General features: G+C 53.0%; 21 protein-coding genes. 18 read left to right on the forward strand and 3 right to left on the reverse strand.

Going from position 1 to position 21,751, the window contains the following annotated elements:
- Nucleotides 1-323 precede the first annotated feature (323 nt).
- From secY to AT687_RS02370, 14 genes are all read left to right on the forward strand, one after another.
- Nucleotides 324-1,646, forward strand: coding sequence for a preprotein translocase subunit SecY (secY, locus tag AT687_RS02305; protein ID WP_010934368.1), 1,323 nt, complete (start codon nucleotides 324-326; stop codon nucleotides 1,644-1,646).
- On the forward strand, nucleotides 1,646-2,191 hold the full coding sequence (locus AT687_RS02310) for an adenylate kinase (protein ID WP_014318691.1): 546 nt from the start codon (nucleotides 1,646-1,648) through the stop codon (nucleotides 2,189-2,191). Before secY ends, AT687_RS02310 begins: the two co-directional genes overlap by 1 nt.
- 113 nt (nucleotides 2,192-2,304) lie before the next feature.
- Nucleotides 2,305-3,099, forward strand: coding sequence for a type I methionyl aminopeptidase (gene map, locus AT687_RS02315; protein WP_014318692.1), 795 nt, complete (start codon nucleotides 2,305-2,307; stop codon nucleotides 3,097-3,099).
- A 338-nt stretch (nucleotides 3,100-3,437) separates the two neighbouring features.
- Entirely contained in the window at nucleotides 3,438-5,633 is a 2,196-nt protein-coding gene (locus AT687_RS02320; protein ID WP_014318693.1) for a sialidase family protein, read from the forward strand.
- A gap of 75 nt (nucleotides 5,634-5,708) precedes the next feature.
- Nucleotides 5,709-6,500 (forward strand): L,D-transpeptidase, encoded by a 792-nt coding sequence (locus AT687_RS02325; RefSeq protein WP_014318694.1) that lies wholly within the window; start codon nucleotides 5,709-5,711, stop codon nucleotides 6,498-6,500.
- A 306-nt stretch (nucleotides 6,501-6,806) separates the two neighbouring features.
- Nucleotides 6,807-7,025: a translation initiation factor IF-1 gene (gene infA / locus AT687_RS02330; RefSeq protein ID WP_004566852.1), complete on the forward strand. Its 219-nt coding sequence runs from the start codon at nucleotides 6,807-6,809 to the stop codon at nucleotides 7,023-7,025.
- A gap of 185 nt (nucleotides 7,026-7,210) precedes the next feature.
- Nucleotides 7,211-7,579 (forward strand): 30S ribosomal protein S13, encoded by a 369-nt coding sequence (gene rpsM / locus AT687_RS02335; protein ID WP_004566853.1) that lies wholly within the window; start codon nucleotides 7,211-7,213, stop codon nucleotides 7,577-7,579.
- 3 nt (nucleotides 7,580-7,582) lie between these two features.
- Nucleotides 7,583-7,987 carry a 30S ribosomal protein S11 gene (rpsK, locus tag AT687_RS02340; RefSeq protein WP_004566855.1) on the forward strand — a complete coding sequence of 135 codons (405 nt, stop codon included), beginning with the start codon at nucleotides 7,583-7,585 and terminating at the stop codon, nucleotides 7,985-7,987.
- Between the two features lie 23 nt (nucleotides 7,988-8,010).
- The gene (gene rpsD, locus AT687_RS02345) at nucleotides 8,011-8,616 is read left to right on the forward strand and encodes a 30S ribosomal protein S4 (protein WP_004566857.1); all 606 of its coding nucleotides are present in this window, start codon (nucleotides 8,011-8,013) and stop codon (nucleotides 8,614-8,616) included.
- Between the two features lie 81 nt (nucleotides 8,617-8,697).
- Nucleotides 8,698-9,714, forward strand: coding sequence for a DNA-directed RNA polymerase subunit alpha (locus tag AT687_RS02350; RefSeq protein WP_004566858.1), 1,017 nt, complete (start codon nucleotides 8,698-8,700; stop codon nucleotides 9,712-9,714).
- Between the two features lie 80 nt (nucleotides 9,715-9,794).
- On the forward strand, nucleotides 9,795-10,268 hold the full coding sequence (rplQ, locus tag AT687_RS02355; RefSeq protein WP_004566860.1) for a 50S ribosomal protein L17: 474 nt from the start codon (nucleotides 9,795-9,797) through the stop codon (nucleotides 10,266-10,268).
- A 114-nt stretch (nucleotides 10,269-10,382) separates the two neighbouring features.
- Complete coding sequence (truA, locus tag AT687_RS02360; RefSeq protein ID WP_014318695.1) at nucleotides 10,383-11,249, forward strand: tRNA pseudouridine(38-40) synthase TruA; 867 nt, start codon at nucleotides 10,383-10,385, stop codon at nucleotides 11,247-11,249.
- Between the two features lie 142 nt (nucleotides 11,250-11,391).
- On the forward strand, nucleotides 11,392-12,690 hold the full coding sequence (gene eccB, locus AT687_RS02365; RefSeq protein ID WP_014310045.1) for a type VII secretion protein EccB: 1,299 nt from the start codon (nucleotides 11,392-11,394) through the stop codon (nucleotides 12,688-12,690).
- A gap of 108 nt (nucleotides 12,691-12,798) precedes the next feature.
- The gene (locus AT687_RS02370; protein WP_004566864.1) at nucleotides 12,799-13,221 is read left to right on the forward strand and encodes a TIGR02611 family protein; all 423 of its coding nucleotides are present in this window, start codon (nucleotides 12,799-12,801) and stop codon (nucleotides 13,219-13,221) included.
- Here AT687_RS02370 and AT687_RS02375 read toward each other — a convergent pair.
- Both AT687_RS02375 and eccD read right to left on the reverse strand, forming a co-directional pair.
- A complete protein-coding gene (locus AT687_RS02375; RefSeq protein WP_014318697.1) occupies nucleotides 13,202-14,347 on the reverse strand; it encodes a S8 family serine peptidase in 1,146 nt (381 codons plus the stop codon). The genes AT687_RS02370 and AT687_RS02375 overlap by 20 nt on opposite strands.
- Nucleotides 14,348-14,359: 12 nt before the next feature.
- Entirely contained in the window at nucleotides 14,360-15,775 is a 1,416-nt protein-coding gene (gene eccD / locus AT687_RS02380) for a type VII secretion integral membrane protein EccD (protein ID WP_014310047.1), read from the reverse strand.
- 309 nt (nucleotides 15,776-16,084) lie between these two features.
- Here eccD and AT687_RS02385 point away from each other — a divergent pair, with 309 nt between their 5' ends.
- The 4 genes from AT687_RS02385 to AT687_RS02400 all read left to right on the forward strand — a co-directional run bounded on the left by AT687_RS02385 (nucleotide 16,085) and on the right by AT687_RS02400 (nucleotide 21,476).
- Nucleotides 16,085-19,570: a type VII secretion protein EccC gene (locus AT687_RS02385; RefSeq protein WP_041740610.1), complete on the forward strand. Its 3,486-nt coding sequence runs from the start codon at nucleotides 16,085-16,087 to the stop codon at nucleotides 19,568-19,570.
- Between the two features lie 64 nt (nucleotides 19,571-19,634).
- Nucleotides 19,635-20,624: a type VII secretion-associated protein gene (locus tag AT687_RS02390; RefSeq protein ID WP_014318699.1), complete on the forward strand. Its 990-nt coding sequence runs from the start codon at nucleotides 19,635-19,637 to the stop codon at nucleotides 20,622-20,624.
- 202 nt (nucleotides 20,625-20,826) lie between these two features.
- Nucleotides 20,827-21,144 (forward strand): WXG100 family type VII secretion target, encoded by a 318-nt coding sequence (locus AT687_RS02395; protein ID WP_010934381.1) that lies wholly within the window; start codon nucleotides 20,827-20,829, stop codon nucleotides 21,142-21,144.
- A gap of 44 nt (nucleotides 21,145-21,188) precedes the next feature.
- Nucleotides 21,189-21,476 carry a WXG100 family type VII secretion target gene (locus tag AT687_RS02400; RefSeq protein WP_004566873.1) on the forward strand — a complete coding sequence of 96 codons (288 nt, stop codon included), beginning with the start codon at nucleotides 21,189-21,191 and terminating at the stop codon, nucleotides 21,474-21,476.
- A gap of 25 nt (nucleotides 21,477-21,501) precedes the next feature.
- On the opposite strand, the gene AT687_RS12575 is transcribed toward AT687_RS02400, so the two are convergent.
- Nucleotides 21,502-21,660 carry a hypothetical protein gene (locus AT687_RS12575; protein ID WP_162139729.1) on the reverse strand — a complete coding sequence of 53 codons (159 nt, stop codon included), beginning with the start codon at nucleotides 21,658-21,660 and terminating at the stop codon, nucleotides 21,502-21,504.
- Nucleotides 21,661-21,751 lie beyond the last annotated feature (91 nt).

Here is a 21,751-nt window from a genome sequence, read left to right on the forward strand (position 1 = left end):
CCGTGAGAGGTCTATATCTCATTTATTGTGCAATTCTTTTTAGGATTTTATCAGATAACTAGGTTAGGGCTGCCTAAAAGTCGTGGGTGGGGTAACTAGTGAACTGTGTAATGCAGTGGTAGGGTAGACCGGTCAAATATATCCAGCCACGGTTTTAGCGGGTGGGTGGTTGCGTTACGACGTTCCTATGCTTGGCTTTTGCGGTTTTTCTTCGCGTAGGCGGGCGGAATATCGAATGTGGCTTCACATTTTCTAAGGCTTAGGGCATACGTTTACACACATCTCCTATCGCTTTGGGGGTGGTAGGAGAACCAGGAGGCTAAGTGTCTGCGATTTTTCAGGCATTCCGAGATGCGGATCTTCGCAAGAAGATTCTGATCACCATCGCGTTGATCATCTTGTACCGAATCGGTGCGCAGATCCCGTCTCCGGGTGTTGATTACGCGTCGATTAGCGGTCGGCTTCGTGAGTTGACGTCGGACTCTTCGAGCGTCTACTCACTGATTAACCTGTTTTCGGGCGGAGCCCTGCTGCAGCTGTCGATCTTTGCTATCGGTGTGATGCCATACATTACGGCGTCGATCATCGTGCAGCTGCTAACGGTTGTGATCCCTAAGTTTGAGGAACTCAAAAAAGAGGGGCAATCCGGCCAAGCAAAGATGGATCAGTACACGCGTTACCTCACCTTGGGTCTTGCGCTGCTGCAGTCCTCGGGCATCGTTGCTCTTGCTGACCGTGAGCAGCTGTTGGGCAGTGGTGTTTCGGTGCTGAAGGAAGATCGTAACCTGTGGACCTTGGTCATGCTGGTGTTGGTCATGTCCGCTGGCGCCATCTTGGTGATGTGGCTCGGTGAGATCATCACTGAGCGCGGTATCGGTAACGGCATGTCCCTACTGATCTTCGCGGGTATCGCAACTCGCATTCCTTCTGATGGCGCCAACATCTTGAGTTCTTCTGGCGGCGTTGTGTTCGCTGTGGTTCTTGTTGCTGTGATCGTCTTGGTCGTGGGCGTGGTCTTCGTTGAGCAAGGCCAGCGCCGTATCCCAGTGCAGTACGCAAAGCGCATGGTGGGACGTCGTCAGTACGGTGGCTCTTCTACCTACCTGCCTCTTAAGGTCAACCAGGCCGGCGTTATCCCCGTGATCTTCGCATCCTCTTTGATCTACATGCCAGTGCTGATCACGCAGATCATCAACTCCGGCTCCCACGAAGTTTCCGATAACTGGTGGCAGCGCAACGTTATTCAATACCTGCAAACGCCATCCTCATGGCAGTACATCGTGTTGTACTTTGCGCTTATCATCTTCTTCTCTTACTTCTACGTTTCTGTGCAATATGACCCCAATGAGCAAGCGGACAACATGAAGAAGTACGGTGGTTTCATTCCAGGAATCCGCCCAGGCCGTCCTACGGCGGAGTATCTTGGATATGTGATGAACCGACTCCTGTTCGTCGGTGCGCTGTATCTTGGCATCATCGCTGTTTTGCCTAACATCGCTCTCGACTTGGGCGTTGGGGCAAGCTCTGCTGGATCAACACCATTCGGCGGTACTGCAATTTTGATTATGGTTTCCGTGGCTTTGACAACCGTCAAGCAGATCGAAAGCCAGCTACTGCAAAGCAACTACGAAGGACTTCTTAAATAATGCGACTCGTACTTCTTGGACCTCCCGGTGCTGGCAAAGGCACCCAAGCGGCTATCCTCTCCGAAAAGCTGCGCATTCCTCACATCTCTACCGGTGACCTATTCCGTGCCAACATTGGCGAGGGCACCCCACTGGGTAAGGAAGCAAAATCTTATATTGATGCCGGCAAGCTTGTGCCTACCGACGTCACCGCGCGCATGGTGAAGGCTCGCCTCCAAGAAGACGACGCAGAGGTTGGATTCCTTCTTGACGGCTTCCCACGCACTGTTGAGCAGGCTGAGATCCTCAAGGAAATGCTGGAAGGATTCGGCGTTGAGCTCAACGGTGTTATTAACTACGAAGTCGCTGAAGATGTAGTGGTTGAGCGCATGCTTGCTCGTGGCCGTGCGGACGACAATGAAGACACCATCCGCACCCGTTTGCAGGTTTACCGCGACGAAACCGCACCACTTATCCGCCACTATGGTGACGACATCATCACCATCAATGCAGAGGGCAGCATCGAGGACATCAATGCTCGCACCCTCGGAGCACTGGGCAAGTAATCTAGCTCTTATATAGCTCCACATATCGTTGAAATCCGAGGCGTTTTCCGTGACACCACACAGGGGAACGATCCTCGGATTTTTTATGAACACAACAGAAAGAAAACACAGCCATGGGCTTTAGGTCTAAGCGAAAAGTAATCCCAGCAAAAACACCAGGTGAGCTCGACGCCATGCAGGCAGCAGGTGAAATCGTCGGCGAGGCACTCCAAGCGGTGCGCGCCGCGGCAGCCGTTGGAGTAAGCACCCTTGAGCTCGACGCTATCGCCGAGCAGACCATCCGTGATCGTGGAGCAATCCCGACCTTCAAAGGCTACGGCGGATTCCCAGGCTCTATCTGCGCCTCGGTCAACGACGTTATCGTGCACGGAATCCCCAACAAAGAAACCATCCTCAAAGAGGGCGACCTAGTTTCCATCGACTGCGGTGCCACCTTGGATGGTTGGGTTGGCGACTCCGCATGGACATTCGGTATTGGCACCATTACCGACGACGTGCGCGCACTGAACGAGGCCACCGAGTGGGTTCTCTATGAAGGCATGAAGGCAATGATCCCCGGTAACAGGCTTACCGACGTCTCCCACGCCCTAGAGATGGCCACCCGCGCAGCGGAAAAGAAATTCAACGTACAACTCGGCATTGTTGACGGCTACGGTGGCCACGGAATCGGCCACGAAATGCACGAAGAGCCCTACCTAGCAAACGAGGGCAAAGGCGGCCGCGGCCCCATGATCCAAGAAGGATCGGTACTAGCCATCGAGCCCATGCTGACCCTCGGATCCGTAGATTCCATCGTGCTTGCCGACGAATGGACCGTAGTTACCGACGATAACTCTTGGTCCTCACACTGGGAGCATACGGTTGCGGCAACCAACGATGGTCCTAGGATTTTGACTCCGCGAAAGTAATAAAACTTTCGGATAGCTAATCGGTGGTTGGTTGTGGTAATACACAATCGACCACCAATTTCTTTTCGGTATGGGGGTACGGGGTGGGGGCTATTTACTTTCATTAAGGTCTAATCTTTACCGTTATGTAATGTTGTGGAACACAATTTTGTTCATTTTGTGACCTCTAGCGGGAATCTCGCTACGCTAAAACTCAATGGTGCGCGACCCATTGGACATGTGAATTTCGGGACGTGCTCCGATCTCCCCTCAAATCCCTCATGAGCAATCTCTATCTATAGGACATCAGACGTCTGATGTCGGATGGTGGGTGTTGTTCCTCCCTGAAAGGTTGGCCTGTGTATTCCTCAAACCGAACCTATAGCCGGGCGATTCTCGGCCTCAGTGCAGTATTAACACTTTCATTCACATCGCTTGTCGCGCCAGTGAATGCAGAAGAGCCCGAGACTGTTGTGCCTGCTACCGCAGAACTGGAAGGAGAAGTGGCTGCGACGTTGCCGAGTGCTGAAACAGGGCTCTTTGATGCAGCGCCGCCAAAGCCTGTTGCCCGCGGGGCGGCTGGAGACCTGCAATTGCCAGCAGTGAATGAAAAAGAAGTTTTTGAAGAGGGGCGAGTGATCCGAGCTCCGGAGCCTGACCAGAGCCGATGCTATCGAATTCCGGCGTTGGTAACAGCGAAGAATGGTGATCTTCTTCTTGCTTTTGATAATCGGTATGGCGGTGGAGATGGCGCTAAGACTTGGTGTAGGGATGCGCCCTATGAGAATATGAAGCGAATTAACAGGCAGAATATGCAAACCGATATACAGTTGTATCGCTCTGTTGATAATGGACAATCTTTTGAAGATTTTGGATATATAGCTCAGGGGACAGCTGACGTAAGGGAGTTGTCCTATACGGATCCTGCATTGGTTACTGATAGAACAACTGGAAAAATTTTTGCTTTCTTTGTTCGGGCGTACGACTATCGTGTGGGTCAATCTTCGGCAGGTTTTAATGAGGGGGACGTTGAGGCCGAGATTCAAAAACGTGATGTGCAAGATACGGTTGTGGTGGAATCTTTGGATGGGGGGCAGACTTGGGGGAATATGCGTCTTCTTAGTGCATTAACTGCAAAAGTTAGTAGCATTTCTACGGGGGATACTATTTTTGATGGACGCGGTAGATTCGTAACATCGGGTGCGGGTATTCAGTTGCAATATGGGGAGCACGCTGGAAGGTTGATAGTTCCGATATCGGTGGATATTGATCCGAAGGATTCGGCCAAGTTTATTAATCTGGCCATCTATTCCGATGATCATGGACAGACATGGCAGGCAGGTATAGGAACTGCTGGTGGAGCAGGATTTTCGGGCGATGAAAGTAAAATAGTCGAGTTATCTGATGGTCGCTTGATGATGAGCTCGAAAGATAATGATAAACCTCGCTGGGTCTCCTATTCTGAAGACCAAGGTGAGAATTGGTCTACGCCTAAGCGTAAAATAATTGCACCTCCACAGCATCCGGAAAAGCACAACACGGGAATAAATGTGGGGCTGATTCGGGCTTATCCTAATGCTCCGGAAAATAGTGCCGCGGCGCGAGTACTGCTGTATTCCGCTCCTATAGATCAGCGTTATTCTCATAAGCATACTGAGGATGGTCGTAATAATGGCTGGGTCATGGGATCTTGTGATGATGGAAAGACATGGTCCTTTGGTCGCCAAATTGAAAAGAACCGTTTCCAGTATTCAAGCATGACAGTTATGTCTGATGGCAACATCGGCATGGTGTACGAGAGTGGAGACTTTAGTACCGGAATGAACCTGAAATTTGCCAAGTTCAACATGGCATGGCTAGGTGCGGATTGTCTCAGCAATGAGGCGTTGGGTCTGACCGGCGATATTGATAAGGAAATTGTCGAGGCGCAAGAAAAAGCAGCTGAAGCAACCAAGGAAGCTCAAGAAGCTGCAGAGAAAGTTCAAAAGCTAACTGAAGAGTTGGCTGCTGCTCGTAAAGAAAATGACGAGCTCAAGAATCAGGTAAAGGGATCCAAAGAAGCTGTTGGAGATCTTGCGAATGAGGTTGAGGATCTAGCTGACAAGGTATTTAAGCTGGAGACCGCCGTCACGGAAGCAAAAGAGAAAGCTACTGTGGCTGAAAAAGCAGCATCCGACGCTGTCACTCAGCTACAAAAAGCTGAGTCGATTGCGGAAGAGCAAAAGGCTAAGGCTGAATCTGCAGCCGCAGAAGCTCAAGCATTGCGCGAAAAGCTGGAGAGACTTGAAGGAAGCATTCTTACTGTCAAGGAGAATCCAGAAGCAGAAGAAATCGCAGACCTTTCAAGCACCGCGAAGGATGCTGCTGATGCAGCTCGTCGCGCTGCTACGGATGCAAACGGTGCACTTTCTGGCCAAAAGCAAGATGAAGAAAAGCCTGCTATGGGCTTGATGGGAATCTTGAAAGTGCTTGCGGGCATCATTCCGCTGGTAGCGATCATTGCGACTATATTCCAAACATTCCGTTTGCCTTTTAACATTCCTGGAATGAGGTAGGTAAATATTTATCAAGTGGGGTAGGTCGTTTATTACTGGCTTATCCCACTTCATCTGCTGCAAGTGATATGCGACATGCCGACGGTGGTAAGTTTTCTCATATTTTTAATGAGCGTGACTATAGTTACTCTTATGTCCTATAAGCCTCGTCACGCAAAGCCGTCGGCAACGCGCCGTCGTGTTACTGCGGTTATCGGCGCAACGGCCACCTCGACCGCGTTGCTTACCGCACAGCCGGCCACTGCTTCTGCAGCGCCGTTAAGCTCTGGTTCCTCCGCTACCAGCTCCATTAATGATCAGCTGCAAACAATTGGGCAGCAGACTCGTGATGGTGCATGGAACCTGCGCAATGCCCTTATCTCGCAGGCTGATGTGCTCCCCATTGAGGTAGCAGCGCCAATTAAAAACGGTATCGACGCCACCGTTAACCTGTTTTTCCCAGGACTAATCCAAGAGCGCACCTTTGTTGCGCCTCCACCTGCACCGGCGCCTGCGCCAGCTGCTCCTGCGTTTGATCGTGGATCCTGCCCACCGGCAGCACGTGCATGCATCGATCTTGCCCAGCAGCGTGCGTGGCTCCAGCAAGATGGTCGTGTGGTTTATGGTGCGGTGCCGATCTCTTCGGGTCGTCCAGGTTGGGAAACACCTCGAGGTGTTTTCCATGTGAACCGCAAGGTCAAGGATGAAATCTCGCGTGAGTTTAACAATGCCCCGATGCCATACTCGGTGTATTTCACAAACAACGGTATTGCATTCCACCAAGACAATCCGAATGTGATGTCGCACGGATGTATTCACCTGTGGCACAACGATGCGGTGACGTTCTTTAACACACTGCAGTATGGCGATATGGTGTACGTTTACTAGATTCTCATATTGCTTTCTCCCCGCTTACTACCTCGTAATATCCCGAAAGGATTGAGGTAGGGAAGCGGGGAGTTTTGCGTTTGTCTTAGGTGGGGGTGTAAGAGACTTTGCAAATTTTTTAAGAAACGCTTGAAATATCTAGATCTACGCGGTAATGTTTTCGTTTGGTGTATTGCCAAATGGCACGTGCGCCTACGAGACCTCATGTTCTTGTTGTGGGGACTCAGTAAAAGTAGCGAACGAAGCGACACTAATGGTAGCTCGCATGTGTGTGAGGTGCCTGACGGTGTCAGGAATGTGGAGGATATGGCTAAGGAAGGCGCAATCGAGGTCGAGGGTCGTATTATCGAGCCTTTGCCGAATGCAATGTTCCGAGTCGAACTCGATAACGGACACAAAGTACTTGCTCACATCAGTGGCAAGATGCGTCAGCACTACATTCGTATCCTCCCTGAGGATCGCGTAGTTGTTGAGCTGTCTCCATACGACCTCACCCGCGGTCGCATCGTATACCGCTACAAGTAAGTCGTACTTACACAATTCAGAAGCCTCCATGCTTCACTGACGTTTCTGCGTCACCCACACCTTTGGCTGCGGTGGCCGAAGCCTCATTTGTGTGCCCCATCGTCCGGCTCCGACCGGGCAAAGTGGCAAGTGATGAGGACGAGCATGGAGAAAACCACCGTAACAACCGGAAAGGTACTGCCCTTATGGCACGTCTCGCTGGAGTTGACCTTCCGCGCAATAAGCGCATGGAGGTTGCACTCACTTACATTTACGGCATCGGCCCAGCCCGTGCCGCTCAGCTGCTCGAGGAGACCGGCATCTCCCCAGATCTGCGCACCGACAACCTCACCGACGAGCAGGTTTCTGCTCTTCGTGACGTTATCGAAGCAACCTGGAAGGTAGAGGGTGACCTCCGCCGTCAGGTTCAAGCCGACATCCGTCGCAAGATTGAAATCGGCTGCTACCAGGGCCTGCGCCACCGTCGTGGTCTGCCAGTCCGTGGCCAGCGCACCAAGACCAACGCTCGTACGCGTAAGGGTCCTAAGAAGACGATCGCCGGAAAGAAGAAGTAATTCATGCCTCCAAAGACTCGCAGCACTGCACGTCGCTCTGGTCGTCGTGTAGTTAAGAAGAACGTGGCTCAGGGCCACGCTTACATCAAGTCCACCTTCAACAACACCATCGTTTCCATCACGGATCCTTCCGGTGCTGTTATCGCATGGGCATCCTCTGGCCACGTTGGCTTCAAGGGTTCCCGTAAGTCCACCCCATTCGCTGCACAGCTTGCTGCTGAGAACGCTGCTCGCAAGGCAATGGATCACGGCATGAAGAAGGTCGACGTATTCGTTAAGGGCCCAGGCTCTGGACGTGAGACCGCTATTCGTTCCCTCCAGGCTGCTGGCCTCGAGGTCACCTCGATCTCCGATGTCACTCCTCAGCCATTCAACGGCTGCCGCCCACCAAAGCGTCGTCGCGTTTAATAGGAAAGGAAAGGTAACTTACTATGGCTCGTTATACCGGCCCAGCAACCCGTAAGTCCCGCCGCCTCCGCGTCGACCTCGTCGGCGGAGACATGGCATTCGAGCGTCGCCCATACCCTCCAGGACAGGCTGGTCGTGCTCGCATCAAGGAGTCCGAGTACCTCTTGCAGCTCCAGGAGAAGCAGAAGGCTCGTTTCACCTACGGTGTTCTCGAGAAGCAGTTCCGCCGTTACTACGCAGAGGCTAACCGTCTGCCAGGTAAGACCGGTGACAACCTTGTCATCCTGCTCGAGTCCCGTCTGGACAACGTAGTGTACCGTGCAGGTCTCGCACGTACCCGTCGTCAGGCTCGTCAGCTTGTTTCCCACGGTCACTTCACCGTGAACGGTAAGAAGATCAACGTTCCTTCCTACCGCGTCTCCCAGTACGACATCATCGACGTTCGCGAGAAGTCTCAGAAGATGATCTGGTTCGAAGAGGCTCAGGAGAACCTGCTTGACGCTGTTGTACCTGCATGGTTGCAGGTCGTTCCGTCCACCCTGCGCATCCTCGTGCACCAGCTGCCCGAGCGCGCTCAGATCGACGTTCCGCTGCAAGAGCAGCTCATCGTCGAGCTTTACTCGAAGTAATTTTTACAATTCTTCACCCTCTATCCATCCTTTCCGCCTACAGACGTCAAATAGCGGTCGTCACTTACAGGAGAGTACTTCATGCTCATTTCTCAGCGCCCAACCCTTACCGAGGAATGCGTCGATTCCGCTCGCTCGCGCTTCGTTATCGAGCCACTTGAGCCTGGCTTCGGCTACACCCTAGGTAATTCGCTGCGTCGTACCCTGCTTTCGTCCATCCCAGGCGCAGCAGTGACCAGCATCAAGATTGATGGTGTGCTCCACGAGTTCACCACCATCAACGGTGTGAAGGAAGATGTCTCCGACATCATCTTGAACATCAAGGGCCTTGTGCTTTCTTCTGACTCCGATGAGCCAGTTGTTATGTACCTGCGCAAGGAAGGCGCTGGCGTTATTACTGCTGGTGACATCGAGCCACCAGCAGGCGTGGAGATTCACAACCCGGATCTGCACCTCGCAACCCTTAATGAGCAGGGGCGTCTGGACATCGAGATGATTGTTGAGCGTGGCCGTGGCTACGTTCCAGCAACTCTTTACTCCGGCCCAGCTGAAATCGGCCGTATCCCAGTCGACCAGATTTACTCCCCAGTATTAAAGGTCAGCTACAAGGTTGAAGCTACTCGTGTTGAGCAGCGCACCGACTTTGACAAGCTGATCATCGACGTGGAAACCAAGAACTCTATGGCTCCACGTGACGCACTCGCGTCTGCAGGCAAGACCCTTGTTGAGCTGTTCGGCCTCGCACGCGAGCTGAACACCGCAGCCGAAGGCATCGAGATCGGACCTTCTCCACAGGAGACCGAGTACATCGCTGCTTACGGCATGCCAATCGAGGATCTGAACTTCTCTGTTCGTTCCTACAACTGCCTGAAGCGCCAAGAAATCCACACGGTCGGTGAGCTCGCAGAGTGCACCGAATCCGATCTGCTGGATATCCGCAACTTCGGCCAGAAGTCGATCAACGAAGTAAAGATCAAGCTCGCTGGCTTGGGTTTGACCCTCAAGGATGCTCCAGAGGACTTCGATCCAACTCAGCTCGATGGCTATGACGCTGCAACCGGCGACTACATCGACACGGATCCTGAAGAAACCGAGTAAAAAGCCACTAAGACCAGCACAGTGGCACCGTCACAATCGCTGGTCTAGCGCTCAATAAACCTGTATACGAGGAGTACACCATGCCTACCCCTAAGAAGGGCGCCCGTCTCGGCGGTTCCGCGAGCCACCAGAAGAAGATTCTGGCTAACCTCGCTTCTCAGCTGATCGAGCACGAGGCAATCAAGACCACCGACGCCAAGGCAAAGCTTCTGCGCCCATACGTGGAAAAGCTAATCACCAAGGCTAAGGGCGGCTCCGTTGCAGATCGTCGCAACGTTGCTAAGTTCATCACCAACAAAGAGATCGTCGCAAAGCTCTTCAACGAGCTGGCTCCAAAGTTTGAAAACCGTGAGGGTGGCTACACCCGCATCATCAAGCTGGAGAACCGCAAGGGCGACAACGCTCCAATGAGCCAGATCTCCCTCGTTCTCGAGGAGACTGTCTCCGCAGAAGCTACCCGTGCCGCACGCGCTGCTGCTTCCAAGAAGGCTGAAGAGCCTGCAGAAGCTGTAGAAGCAGAAGCACCAGCTGCTGACGAGGCAGAAGAGAAGTAAATTCTCTTATGGAGCGCACCAAATGCGCCCCATAGCCTACAACCGCACCACACAAATTCCCCGCACGCGAGGGACACGTGGTGCGGTTTTTCGTTGCTGCTAGCATTAATCGCTATGACTAACGGCACGGTACGCATCCGCCTCGACCTCGCATACGACGGCACCGACTTCCACGGCTGGGCGCGACAAGGCGACTCAGATCTACGCACCGTACAAAAAATAATCGAAGACACCCTTAAACTCGTCCTCCAACGCCCCATCGACCTCACCGTCGCAGGACGCACCGACGCAGGCGTACACGCCACCGGACAAGTAGCACACTTCGACGTCGACCCAGCAGCCCTAGAAACCCGCAGTATTGCAGGCGACCCCGCCAGGTTGATACGTCGATTAGCACGATTGATGCCAGCCGATGTTCGTATTCACAATATGAGCTTCGTACCAGCAGAATTCGACGCCCGATTCTCAGCACTACGCCGGCGTTACATCTACCGCGTCACCACCCACCCCAGAGGCGCACTACCCACCCGCGCACGCGACACCGCCCACTGGCCACGCAGCGTCGATATTTCTGCAATGCAGGCCGCCGCCGACGCATTGATCGGCATGCATGACTTTGCAGCGTTTTGCAAGTATCGCGAAGGCGCTAGCACCATCCGCGACCTACAAGAATTCACCTGGCATGACGTTTCAACTCCGCAAGAGCCCCAGCTCTACGAAGCCCACGTCACCGCCGATGCCTTCTGCTGGTCGATGGTTCGCTCCCTTGTCGGAGCATGCCTAGTCGTGGGGGAGGGCAAGCGTGCTGATGGTTTCACCGAACACCTTCTCGGAGAAACCAAGCGCTCATCCTCAATCCCCGTAGCAGCGGCGTGCGGTCTCAGTTTGGTCGGCGTCGATTACCCCAGCGACGATCAATTAGGTGCACGTGCTGAGCAAGCACGTGCCTATCGGACCCACGATGAATTGCCTTCCCTATAAAAATTGCGTTATCTGGGAACCTTCCTAGGTGTTGATTACGTCTAAACACATGGGGGAAGTTCACACATCGGCTATCTCCTTGCTCATCGCAGTGCGACCGAGCAGACACCAGAATGTGTTGAATAAGGAGACGTAGTCCGCAGTGACAAATAATCAACGCCCAGCACGCGGTATTAGTCCAGCAAGCAAAGCGCAAGTTTCAGGGTACAAATTTCTCCAACGACGCGCCGAGCTAGGCCTTTTGCTTGGCGACGTCCGCATGTTGCACGATCCCATTGCAAAACTACGAAGAGGCCTACTTTTTGGCCTCAGTGCTGCGGTGTTGTTAGGCGTGGGATCAGGTGCGCTAGCTGTGTTTAGCCCCGCCGCCGACCCCGGCGATGCGCCGATCATGCGTAGCGACAGCGGTGATCTTTTCGTACGCGTAGACCAGCAGATTCACCCCGTAGCAAATCTTGCCTCCGCACGACTGGTTGCCGGCGAGCCCGCACAACCAGTAAAAGCATCCGATTCAGTATTGGCCCGTGAACACATTGGGGTTCCCATCGGCATCCCCGACGCGCCACGCATTGTTCCCGAGAAATCCCAAGAACAACCCGCATGGCATGTGTGCCACTGGGACGACGCCGTGGAAGTAACACAAGTACACGATCCACATCAGCGGGACTTTCCTGCAGTAGCGGACAATACTGCACTTGTCGCGGCGACACCGTTTGTGGAATACCTCATTGTGGATTCGACACGCTACCTGCTGCCTCCGGCGGACTCACCAGAAGGACGTAGTATTCGCAGGCGAATTGGGATGACAGAATCAACAGTGCGGTGGCGCCCACCCGCGGAAGTAATATCGCTGATACCAGAAGGGCCACCCATAGCACTTCCGGCCCCAGAATCAGAGATTCTGCATAGCGGTAAAAGTTCATGGCTCAACATCAATGCCCACGTGGTGGAGCTTTCTGACCTACATTTAGCCATCCTCAATGATCTCGGATGGCGCGCTAGCCACGTACCACCAACGGCGATCAACGACCTACCCGACTCGCAGGAACCACTGCGGCTTCCCGAGCGGAAATACACTTTTGAGGAGGCAGCCCTTCCACCTCTGTGCATTGGATTTATATGGCAAGACGACCACGACACCCAACCCCGTTGGGATCTTAAGGTGTTTCAACGGGATAAAGACGCAGAAAACCTTGCGGTAGAGCTTTCTGGAGATTCACCGGCTACGCATTATGCAGGTACAGGAATGTCTCAAGCGGTAGATACCGGTAGCGGATGGCATGTTGTTTCTGAGCACGGGCAACGCCATACACTGATGACACAAGAAAATGCCCACATCCTAGGGTTTAAGGAATTCTACCGAGTGCCGTGGGAAGTTGTGGGATTGCTTCCTGAAGGCAGCGCATTGACAGCCGAGGCGGCGCTCGCGCCACTGTACTAGCGTGGTGTATAAGTAGGGAAGACCAATTGGTTATCCAATTGTTATCAAACCAGCCACTGCGCACACATGCGACTGGCACCTAACGCGGAAAGGAACTTAGCAGCAATCATGAGTTCCATGCGCGATTCTGTAGCAGACCATCTCGAACGGTTGAATCGACACCACGAGAACCTTAAACACACCCGATACGGCTTTATCGTTCGCCCTCTTGTTCTTACCTTGGGGTGGATCGTTGTTGTCGTGGGTATTATCACCATCCCGTTCCCAGGGCCTGGCTGGCTCACCGTTTTTATTGGTATCGCTATTTTGTCACTAGAGCTGCACTGGGCCAGCAACCTTCTTGCTTGGGGAGTGCGGCTCTATGACAGATTTTTCAGCTGGTATCACGTGCAGTCGACCCGTATGCGCTACAGCCTCATCGCCGCAACCATTGCCGCCTGCTGGATCGTCGGTGGTGGCATTGCCATCGTAATGTGGAAATGTGGCATGCTAGGGATTTTGAACCCCATCTTTACTCCCGTTTTTTCTTAGCACGTTTATGCTGGATGACCTCAGTAAGAATCAGAACAACGAGTCCCCAAAAAATCACTTCAACTGCGTGCTCACGGATGAATTTTTGACGGTGCAGCGGCTTGACCTTCACCTGGTGATGCGTGCGAGGCGCAGGAAATTCCATTGTGAGTGCATGGACTGGGTTGATTTTTCCCACGGTGGGATCTGAGCTCATCAAAATTCTTTGCCGAATGTGCTCTGGGCTTTCAGCGGGGAAACGCTGCTTTATCAATGCAGCAACACCTGAAACATAGGGGGCCGCAAAACTGGTTCCTTGGAAGGGATACACGCTGCGGTGGTTGAGAGTGCCTCCGGAGATACCAGGATGGTCGTGAGCTAGAGCCGCTGGAACATAACCTAACGCACTGACTAATGGGAAAGGCGAAGGCATAGAGTAATCCGCGAAATGATACGGATCCTTTAATGCACCGACCGTTAACACAGTGGGGTAGTGCGCCGGAAAAACGCGAGCGCCATGAACACAATCATCTGTGCTACCGGTGGCATTGCCCGCTGCAGATACCACCACAATGCCCGATTCTTCAGCGCGCCGGAGGGCCTCAACGAGTACAGCATCATCAACTGCATGATCGCTAGCAACACAGGAGACAACGGAAATATTAATGATCTGAGCATGCTGATCGATGGCGGTATGTATCGCATGAGCCAAAGAAGCCACAGTGCCTGAAGCTACAGTATTGCTGGTTTGCTGAATAGAAATAAGCTGGGATTCCGGAGCAACACCGAGGACTGGGTCGGGTCCAGGTTGACCAGCGATAATACTTGCCACAACTGTGCCGTGGGCATCACAATCGTGCAGACCTCCCGTGGGGGTGTAACTGCCGCTTAGGTAGCTGCCGCCGTCGATAAGCCTCGGTAGGCGTGGATGCGGTGAAATGCCTGTATCGATAACCGCAACAGTGACCCCACGGCCAGTAGCAATACGATGCAGCTCAGGCAGAACCTGCCATTGATCTGATGCGGATTGTTGCTTGCCCGATAGCGGCGCACTAACGGCACAGCGTTGTTGAGCGCTAACTGATTCAGGGAACGCACAACACCACGCTGCGGCGAGGACAATGGCAATAATTCCAGCGGTCTTCATCCGACTATCGTCCTAACCCAACCCACGAATCAATGAGAAAATACCCATAAGGTGTACAGCTAGCGGAACAATCGCAGCAACTGCCAACGATTCCACACGATGGAGCCACTGGGTGGTAGTGGGCGCAACACTGCTTAACTTATGCACCCAAACCGGAGCACTAATCGTGCTACCTGCGGCAAGGATGCTCACCACGATCCACGGCCACGCAACCAGATCAAGAGCACCATTAGTAGCGGCGATCATTCCGAGCATTCCAGCTGTCCACAACGCCCACGTGCTATAAGCATCAGGACAACGATGCGCATGGAAAACACACACAATCGTGGTAAATGTGCACAGTGCTACGCAATAACCAGAAACAGAGGGACTGACCGCAAGATACGCCATCGCAAAAGCTAACGAGAGAGCAGAACCTACATACATTCCTTGAAAAATCGCACTGGCTTTTTGCGCCTTGAACGTCATGTCCGAAGGGGATTCGACCTTGTCGCTGACCGTGAGATCTTGGCCAGTATTAGGCAACCTCGGGATAGACATAGCAGAAACACGTAAAGCAAGCGACGGGCCAGCAACAATGACCGCTACCGCACAAAGAATGACACCAGAAGCGGCTCCATTAAACCAACCGTGTACATCAAACTCGCGATCGCGATGCAGCCACCCAGCAGGGGCACTCGCGAAAGAACACACCACGACAGTAACAATGCCGCTTAACCAATGAGCTATCGGCCAAAGAGACACCCGCGCGGCCACCATGATTCCTGCTAAAACCACAATTGCAACTGTTCCCGCTGCTAGCACCGTATGAACAATGCTCAGCGACGTAGCGTGTGATACAGCGGTGAAGGAATCGCCGAGCAAAAAGAAGAACACGCTGGACCATGTGGCCAACAACCAAGGAACCAAGAGCAAAGGGCGCGTGGTGATCACAAAAGCGATACTCAGTAGGGCTGCGATAGCACCCCAGCGCGCTGATAATGGCACTGAATCCACGGGGAGCCGAAGCCCCAGTAACACGATTACTAGCGCACCAGCCATTGCAGCACATTCGGTGGTGCCACGGGCTGCAGCGTTGCTGCGACCACAATGCGCAAGTGCCTCTGCGGAATCGCGGATTACCGGGGCTGCTTGCGGTCTATGGGGACGAATAATCATGCTACTGCCGTGAGACAACTGAAGCGTATGTACTGGCGTGTACATGTCGTAAGGTAAGCCAGCTGGGCTGATCACCTGCCACACAGGAGCTTCCGGATCAATGAGTGGCTGTTCGGAAACTTGTTGAGCTAAGCCCAAAACTTCGGGGACTATCTCGGAAAATGTTGACTGCGACGGAACAGAAATATCTACCTCAGCCAGCGAATCGTGACCGCCATTGGATGTGTCTATCTGGAACCGCAGTCGGACGTCGTGAAGCATGGATTGCACATTTACCCCCTCAAATGTCGGTACCCCCTACCGATCTAGACCCATCATGGCCTATGATTCAGAACATGTCTAGCCTCAAGGGGGAATTGGGGGAGACGAACACGGGGCACAAGGGGGAATACGTTGAGCACAACAGCGACATCGTCATGGCAGGAAATACCACCAATTAGCTTGGCGGAACGCGAGCCGGCGCCACCGCTACCACAGGGGTCACTGACACCAGAAAAAGTTCCCGATGCGATCAAACCGGAGCCGGTGTCGTTGCTGCGAATACTGATGCCAGTCATCATGATTACCGTGGTCATCGCCATGGTTGGGCTCATGGTGATCTCTGGTGGATCCCTTAACCCCATGATGTTGATTTTCCCGCTGATGATGGGAATGTCGCTTTTGATGATGATGTCGCCAACACATGGTGAAGACGTCAACGAAATGCGTCGAGTCTACCTGCGACATTTGATCGCCTTACGTGATACCGCGTTGCACTATGGGGAGCAGCAGCGACAACATCAGTGCTACCGCAACCCGCCACCGCATTATCTCGTGCAATGGGTAGAAACCCTCCGGTTATGGGAACGCCAATCACAAGACTCCGACGCATTAGAAGTACGTATTGGCGTGGGCCCCACCTTGTTGTGCACACCTATCGAGATGAAAAATCCTGGAGCACCTGAGGACCTTGATCCGGTATGTGCCGTGAGTTTGAGATCCACGATTCGTGCGGTGCGAACTGTGCACGAGGTGCCAATTAGTGTGCAGTTGCAAGCGTTTCCCTTTGTGATAGTGACAGGGGATCGCGCACACGACTTAGTGCGAGCAATTATCGCCCAGTTATGCTTTCACCACGGCCCTGAATGCGTGGGGATTACAGTTGCCACTACTGGTGCGGATCAGCCTAGATGGTGGAAGTGGCTACCACACACCAAAGACCCACAGTCGGCGCGATTCGAAGTGCTCATAGTAGATTTCACCGTGGCGCATCCTGAGCAACACGATGCGTTGATCACGCAGATTCTCCAGTCCAGCGCTACCACAGTGATTATTCTGGGCGAACCTGATTCGCATGCGCCTCAGCGCAGCGACTTTATGAGCATCATGCGGGAGTCTGGTTTTCAACTAGATGCAGGTACCAATCTTGTAGCAGTAACGGAGTCGGGGCGGGAAATACTCGGCAAGTCAGATACGTTGAGTCAAGTGGCTGCGGAGCATTTTGCCCGAAGTCTTACTGGGAAAATTCGGCCGCAGCACCAAGTGGCTACCATCTCAGACTTGAGATTCTTGTTAGGACTGGGAATTCCTACCCCAGATACTGTTTCTGTGCGTTGGGAGGAACGCGGCGCGCAACGACTAACAGTTCCGTTAGGGCTAACCGATGCCGGTACCGCGATGATGCTTGACATCAAGGAATCCGCCCACGGTGGTGTGGGGCCACATGGGCTATGTGTAGGGGCGACAGGTAGCGGAAAATCTGAGCTACTTAGGACACTTGTGGTCGCGATGGCAGCAACGCATAGCCCCCAAAGTGTGAATTTCGTGTTAGTGGATTTCAAAGGTGGGGCCACGTTTTTGGGTCTTGATGCACTTCCTCATACATCGGCGGTGATTACTAACCTCGAAGACGAGGCAGTGTTGGTGGAACGCATGCATGATGCGATTTCAGGAGAGATGAATAGGCGCCAAGAGTTGCTGCGACAGGCCGGTAATTTTATCAATGTGGGGGAGTTTAACCAGGCTAGTTCGCAGGGGCAGATAGCGCACGATCCGATTCCTGCGCTATTTATCGTCCTTGACGAGTTTTCCGAGTTGCTAGGTCAGCATCCAGATTTTGCGGATCTTTTTGTTGCCGTGGGCCGCCTAGGGCGATCACTGCATATTCACTTGTTGCTTGCTAGCCAGCGACTAGAAGAAGGCCGATTGCGTGGCCTCGATTCGCACTTAAGTTACCGGATCGGTTTGAAAACATTTTCCGCGGCAGAATCTCGGCAGGTGTTAGGAATTCCCGATGCCTACGAAATCCCTAATCAGCCAGGTACCGGATTTATTAAAACTGGAGCCGATACGATTGTGAAGTTTCGCGCGTCATATGTTTCTGGACCCATGAAACAAGCCCGCGGCATCAGCGCCACTGGGAGCACGACAGTGCGACCCTGGAACGGGTGGGAAGACGAACACAGCGACACAGAATCTATCACCAACGAAGCACCCTCGATGCCGTTACCCACGCTTGTCGACGCAGTGGTCACCGCCGCCCAACAGCGAGCAACAGAACTTGGACTCAATGCCCATAAAATCTGGCTTCCACCGCTTCCCAACACACTCGAAATATCTGAAGTACCAGCGGCAACGCCGGGACAGTTAACTGCACATGTCGGCTTAATTGATCGCCCATACCGGCAACGCCAAGACCCATTAGCGATGAGCTTTGAAGGACATAATGGGCATGCAGCCATATGCGGTGGACCTCAAACAGGAAAAACAGCAGCATTGCGCACGATCGTTACTGCACTCGCTGCGGGAAACCACACCGGTGCCGTGAGGTTCTATATAGCTGATCTCTCAGGTCAAGGCCTAGCACAGCTTCAAACATTGCCACACGTAGCAGGAATTGCTTCGCGCCACGAATCCGAAAAACTTGGGCGCATGGTGGACGACATCCTGCACCTCATCGATCACCCCGAGCAACGCCACACGTTTTTCATCATCGATGGCTGGCACATTGTTGCACAAGAACACGAACACCTAGTGGAATCGTTTAATCGTATTGCTGCAGATGGACTAGCAGCCAACATCCATCTGATCATCACTACTCCACGGTGGACTACCCTGCGACCAGCGATCAGGGACCTCATCACCCAACGCCTTGAACTTAAACTCGGCGAGGCCCTCGATTCCCTCATCGATAGAAAAGCCCAAAGCAAACTACCCACACGCCCAGGTGTTGGATTGACACCAACCAAAGAACACATGATGCTGGCACGCAGCAGCAACCAAGACATCGCACATGTGGCGCAACTATGCAGCAACCAACCGCAGGTACCGCAGCTTAAACTCCTGCCGACCGCTGTGGAATTACACGAATTAGCGTCGTTAAGCGAAAAAGAACACACAACCGGAATACGGCTAGGAATTCACGGGCGCGATTTAACAACCTTTACATGGGATACAAAAACCAGTAACCACCTGCTTATTTTCGGATCACAAGGCTGCGGCAAAAGCACAACCGTGGCAACTATTTTGGCCGGTATCTGCGAACGCGGCCCCGAAACAGCTCGATGCGTGGTCATTGACCATAGACGAGCACACCTAGGAACCATCGACCCCACCATGCTTGCCGCATACTCCGCGAGCACCACCGCGACCGAACAAACCTTGGCAAGCACCGTGATCACTCTTGAAAGTCGACTCCCAGGACCTGAAATCACACCCAGACAACTCAAACAACGCTCATGGTGGACCGGCCCAGACATCTTTCTTGTCATCGACGATGCAGACTTAGTCCCAGAGCCACTATGGCACCGATTAGTCGAACTCATCCCGCACTCAAGAGACATAGGTCTACACATCGTTGCCGCTCGAAAAATTGGTGGCAGCCAGCGGGCACTCTACCAGTCGCTTTACTCGGCAATTAAAGACCAATCACCCATGGTGCTCGTCATGGACGGCGAACGCGACGATGGGCCACTATTCGGAATCCGGCCACAACGCCTCATACCAGGACGCGCCATCGCAGTGATCCGTGGCAGCAACCAAGGACAATGCCATATTGCACAAAACATCCCAGAAATAGCCAGCTAAAGCATAAAAGCAGCTGCCCTCATCAAACTAGAGAACAACAGGGGAGAAAAAAGGGGGAAATAACGTGCCGTACCAACGAACACCAACAGACCTCACGCTGACAGTTTTAGATACCGCCACAATCTACGAAGGTCCCACAACAGTTTATCGCTATGACCTCCCAGGACACGGTATTACTGAAGGCTGGGCAACAGATGCAGTTGTCGACCAGATACGAGAACTACTGAACACATCGTGGCCCAAGTGCGTCATTGAAATTGACGCACAACCAAGCATCATCGAACTTCTGGAACAACCACTTAGTGATCACGGCGTTCGCATTCGTCGCAGGAAAGAACAACACAAAAAAGAAAACAACATCGCTGACCACACCGAGGACATCACCAAACCCATTAGTGCCTTACGCCGAGCATTAAACGCGCAAGAACAAACGCGCCGGGGACGACACCAAAAAATATCGAGGCGCATTGAGCCGCTCTATATTGCGATGGCGTTGGTGATCTGCATAGTGGGGGCAGTGGCATGGTGGTCAACAGATGCGGCTTTGAACAGCGATGATACCAAGGTTGCGGTAGGAGAATCGAAGGCGTCTGAAAAGGCAGCAGCATCGGCGACTGCCTCTGCGCCTATCCATCTTGCAGGTGACATGATCGCTGAACACGAACGAATCCGTGTGACATTGCCACGGGGATACGTACTGGCGTTAAAACCAAACGATCCCAGTACCGTGGTAGCTACAGGGCCAGACCCCGAGCTTAGAATCTTGCTTTCAGCTGAACCTATCGATGCCGCAGACCCACCGTTGATTCATCAAGAAATAAGCAACACTATTGACCTTGATCCTGCGCTATCTCTACGTGAAGACCGATTAGCTAAAAATGTTCCGGTGCTGGCGTATCAGGAAACCCCAGACGATGGTTCTACCATCGCATGGTGGGCGTGGGTAGAAAATAAGCACCTGTTTTCCGTGGGGTGTCATAGCAAGACTGCGCAAAAAGTCGCGCATAAAGCAGCGTGTCGGAAAGCCGCTGAAACAGTGCATATCAAGCAGTGATCAGGGGGAGAAATGGGGGTAGTAACACGGGGATGAGAAAAAGTTTTGGAAAACACGGAACCGCTGAGGGTCGTCATTACGTCAAAACTTAGTGACAGGGCCAAAAGGTTTTGTCACTTCAATCGTTGGGGGATCCGACGATGCCGCTGACGCTACAGCTGCATACGGCATCACGATCGGACACATATTTAGGGAGGGACACATGTCTCAAGGTTTTAAGACCGAAGCAGACGTCATGCGCAATACCGCTCACCGCGTTGACGACACAAACCAGGAAGTAAGCGCGGAACTATCTCGACTGCGCTCCATCGTGGATGGAGTTCGCGCGTCTTGGGAAGGCACCGCACAAGTAAGTTTTGACAACCTGATGCAGCGATGGGATGCCTCCGCCAAGGGGCTTCAAGATGCCCTGCAGTCCATCTCGGACAACATTCGTGGCAACGCCACCTCGTTTGAAAACGTCGAAGCAGATAACCAATCCGCATTCTCTGCAGTAGGCGGCCAAGGGCTCGCGCTGTAAATAGCCGATCGAACACTCATACATCCACTCCAAGGAGAACATCAATGGAAAAGATTAAATATGGCTTTGGTGAAATCGAAGCAGCCGCATCGGACATCCAATCCACGTCCGGTCGTATCAACTCCCTGCTAGAAGATCTCAAAGCGCACATCCGGCCCATGGCTGCAGCATGGGAAGGCGAATCAGCACAAGCCTATAACGAGGCACAACAGCAGTGGGACAGCTCCGCTGCGGAACTCAACACCATCTTGTCTACGATTTCCAACACTGTTCGTCAAGGCAATGATCGCATGAGTGAGGTGAACCGTATGGCCGCTGCTTCGTGGAGCTAACTTCACACATTGCGTGCGTAGACAACTAGGCAACCTCGTCGAAGTATTCACGGAACCGACAGAATATATAAGGCAGACACACCGACACGAGAAAAGCGGTGGGCAGTTGCGTATCGACGGGGCACAGGTTGTAACTACGCACAGTGGGGGAATCGCGCAATGAATTGATTGTGCCGATGCTCATTGCCCGCACCGTTATATTGGGCTTAACGGTGCGGGCAATTTTTTGAGAAATTTTTAAAAGATTTTTGCATAACTACTTGTGATAACGCAGG

Source organism: Corynebacterium diphtheriae (genome assembly GCF_001457455.1).
In the GTDB taxonomy this organism is placed as follows: Bacteria; Actinomycetota; Actinomycetes; order Mycobacteriales; family Mycobacteriaceae; genus Corynebacterium; species Corynebacterium diphtheriae.

What these genes read in the sequence shown, in the direction of transcription:
- AT687_RS02310 (WP_014318691.1), top strand. Translation starts at nt 1,646, where the DNA reads ATGCGACTCGTACTTCTTGGACCTCCCGGTGCTGGCAAAGGCACCCAA.
- map (WP_014318692.1), top strand. Translation starts at nt 2,305, where the DNA reads ATGGGCTTTAGGTCTAAGCGAAAAGTAATCCCAGCAAAAACACCAGGT.
- AT687_RS02325 (WP_014318694.1), top strand. Translation starts at nt 5,709, where the DNA reads ATGCCGACGGTGGTAAGTTTTCTCATATTTTTAATGAGCGTGACTATA.
- infA (WP_004566852.1), top strand. Translation starts at nt 6,807, where the DNA reads ATGGCTAAGGAAGGCGCAATCGAGGTCGAGGGTCGTATTATCGAGCCT.
- rpsM (WP_004566853.1), top strand. Translation starts at nt 7,211, where the DNA reads ATGGCACGTCTCGCTGGAGTTGACCTTCCGCGCAATAAGCGCATGGAG.
- rpsK (WP_004566855.1), top strand. Translation starts at nt 7,583, where the DNA reads ATGCCTCCAAAGACTCGCAGCACTGCACGTCGCTCTGGTCGTCGTGTA.
- rpsD (WP_004566857.1), top strand. Translation starts at nt 8,011, where the DNA reads ATGGCTCGTTATACCGGCCCAGCAACCCGTAAGTCCCGCCGCCTCCGC.
- AT687_RS02350 (WP_004566858.1), top strand. Translation starts at nt 8,698, where the DNA reads ATGCTCATTTCTCAGCGCCCAACCCTTACCGAGGAATGCGTCGATTCC.
- rplQ (WP_004566860.1), top strand. Translation starts at nt 9,795, where the DNA reads ATGCCTACCCCTAAGAAGGGCGCCCGTCTCGGCGGTTCCGCGAGCCAC.
- truA (WP_014318695.1), top strand. Translation starts at nt 10,383, where the DNA reads ATGACTAACGGCACGGTACGCATCCGCCTCGACCTCGCATACGACGGC.
- AT687_RS02370 (WP_004566864.1), top strand. Translation starts at nt 12,799, where the DNA reads ATGAGTTCCATGCGCGATTCTGTAGCAGACCATCTCGAACGGTTGAAT.
- AT687_RS02375 (WP_014318697.1), bottom strand. Translation starts at nt 14,347, where the DNA reads ATGAAGACCGCTGGAATTATTGCCATTGTCCTCGCCGCAGCGTGGTGT.
- AT687_RS02385 (WP_041740610.1), top strand. Translation starts at nt 16,085, where the DNA reads ATGGTTGGGCTCATGGTGATCTCTGGTGGATCCCTTAACCCCATGATG.
- AT687_RS02395 (WP_010934381.1), top strand. Translation starts at nt 20,827, where the DNA reads ATGTCTCAAGGTTTTAAGACCGAAGCAGACGTCATGCGCAATACCGCT.
- AT687_RS02400 (WP_004566873.1), top strand. Translation starts at nt 21,189, where the DNA reads ATGGAAAAGATTAAATATGGCTTTGGTGAAATCGAAGCAGCCGCATCG.
- AT687_RS12575 (WP_162139729.1), bottom strand. Translation starts at nt 21,660, where the DNA reads ATGAGCATCGGCACAATCAATTCATTGCGCGATTCCCCCACTGTGCGT.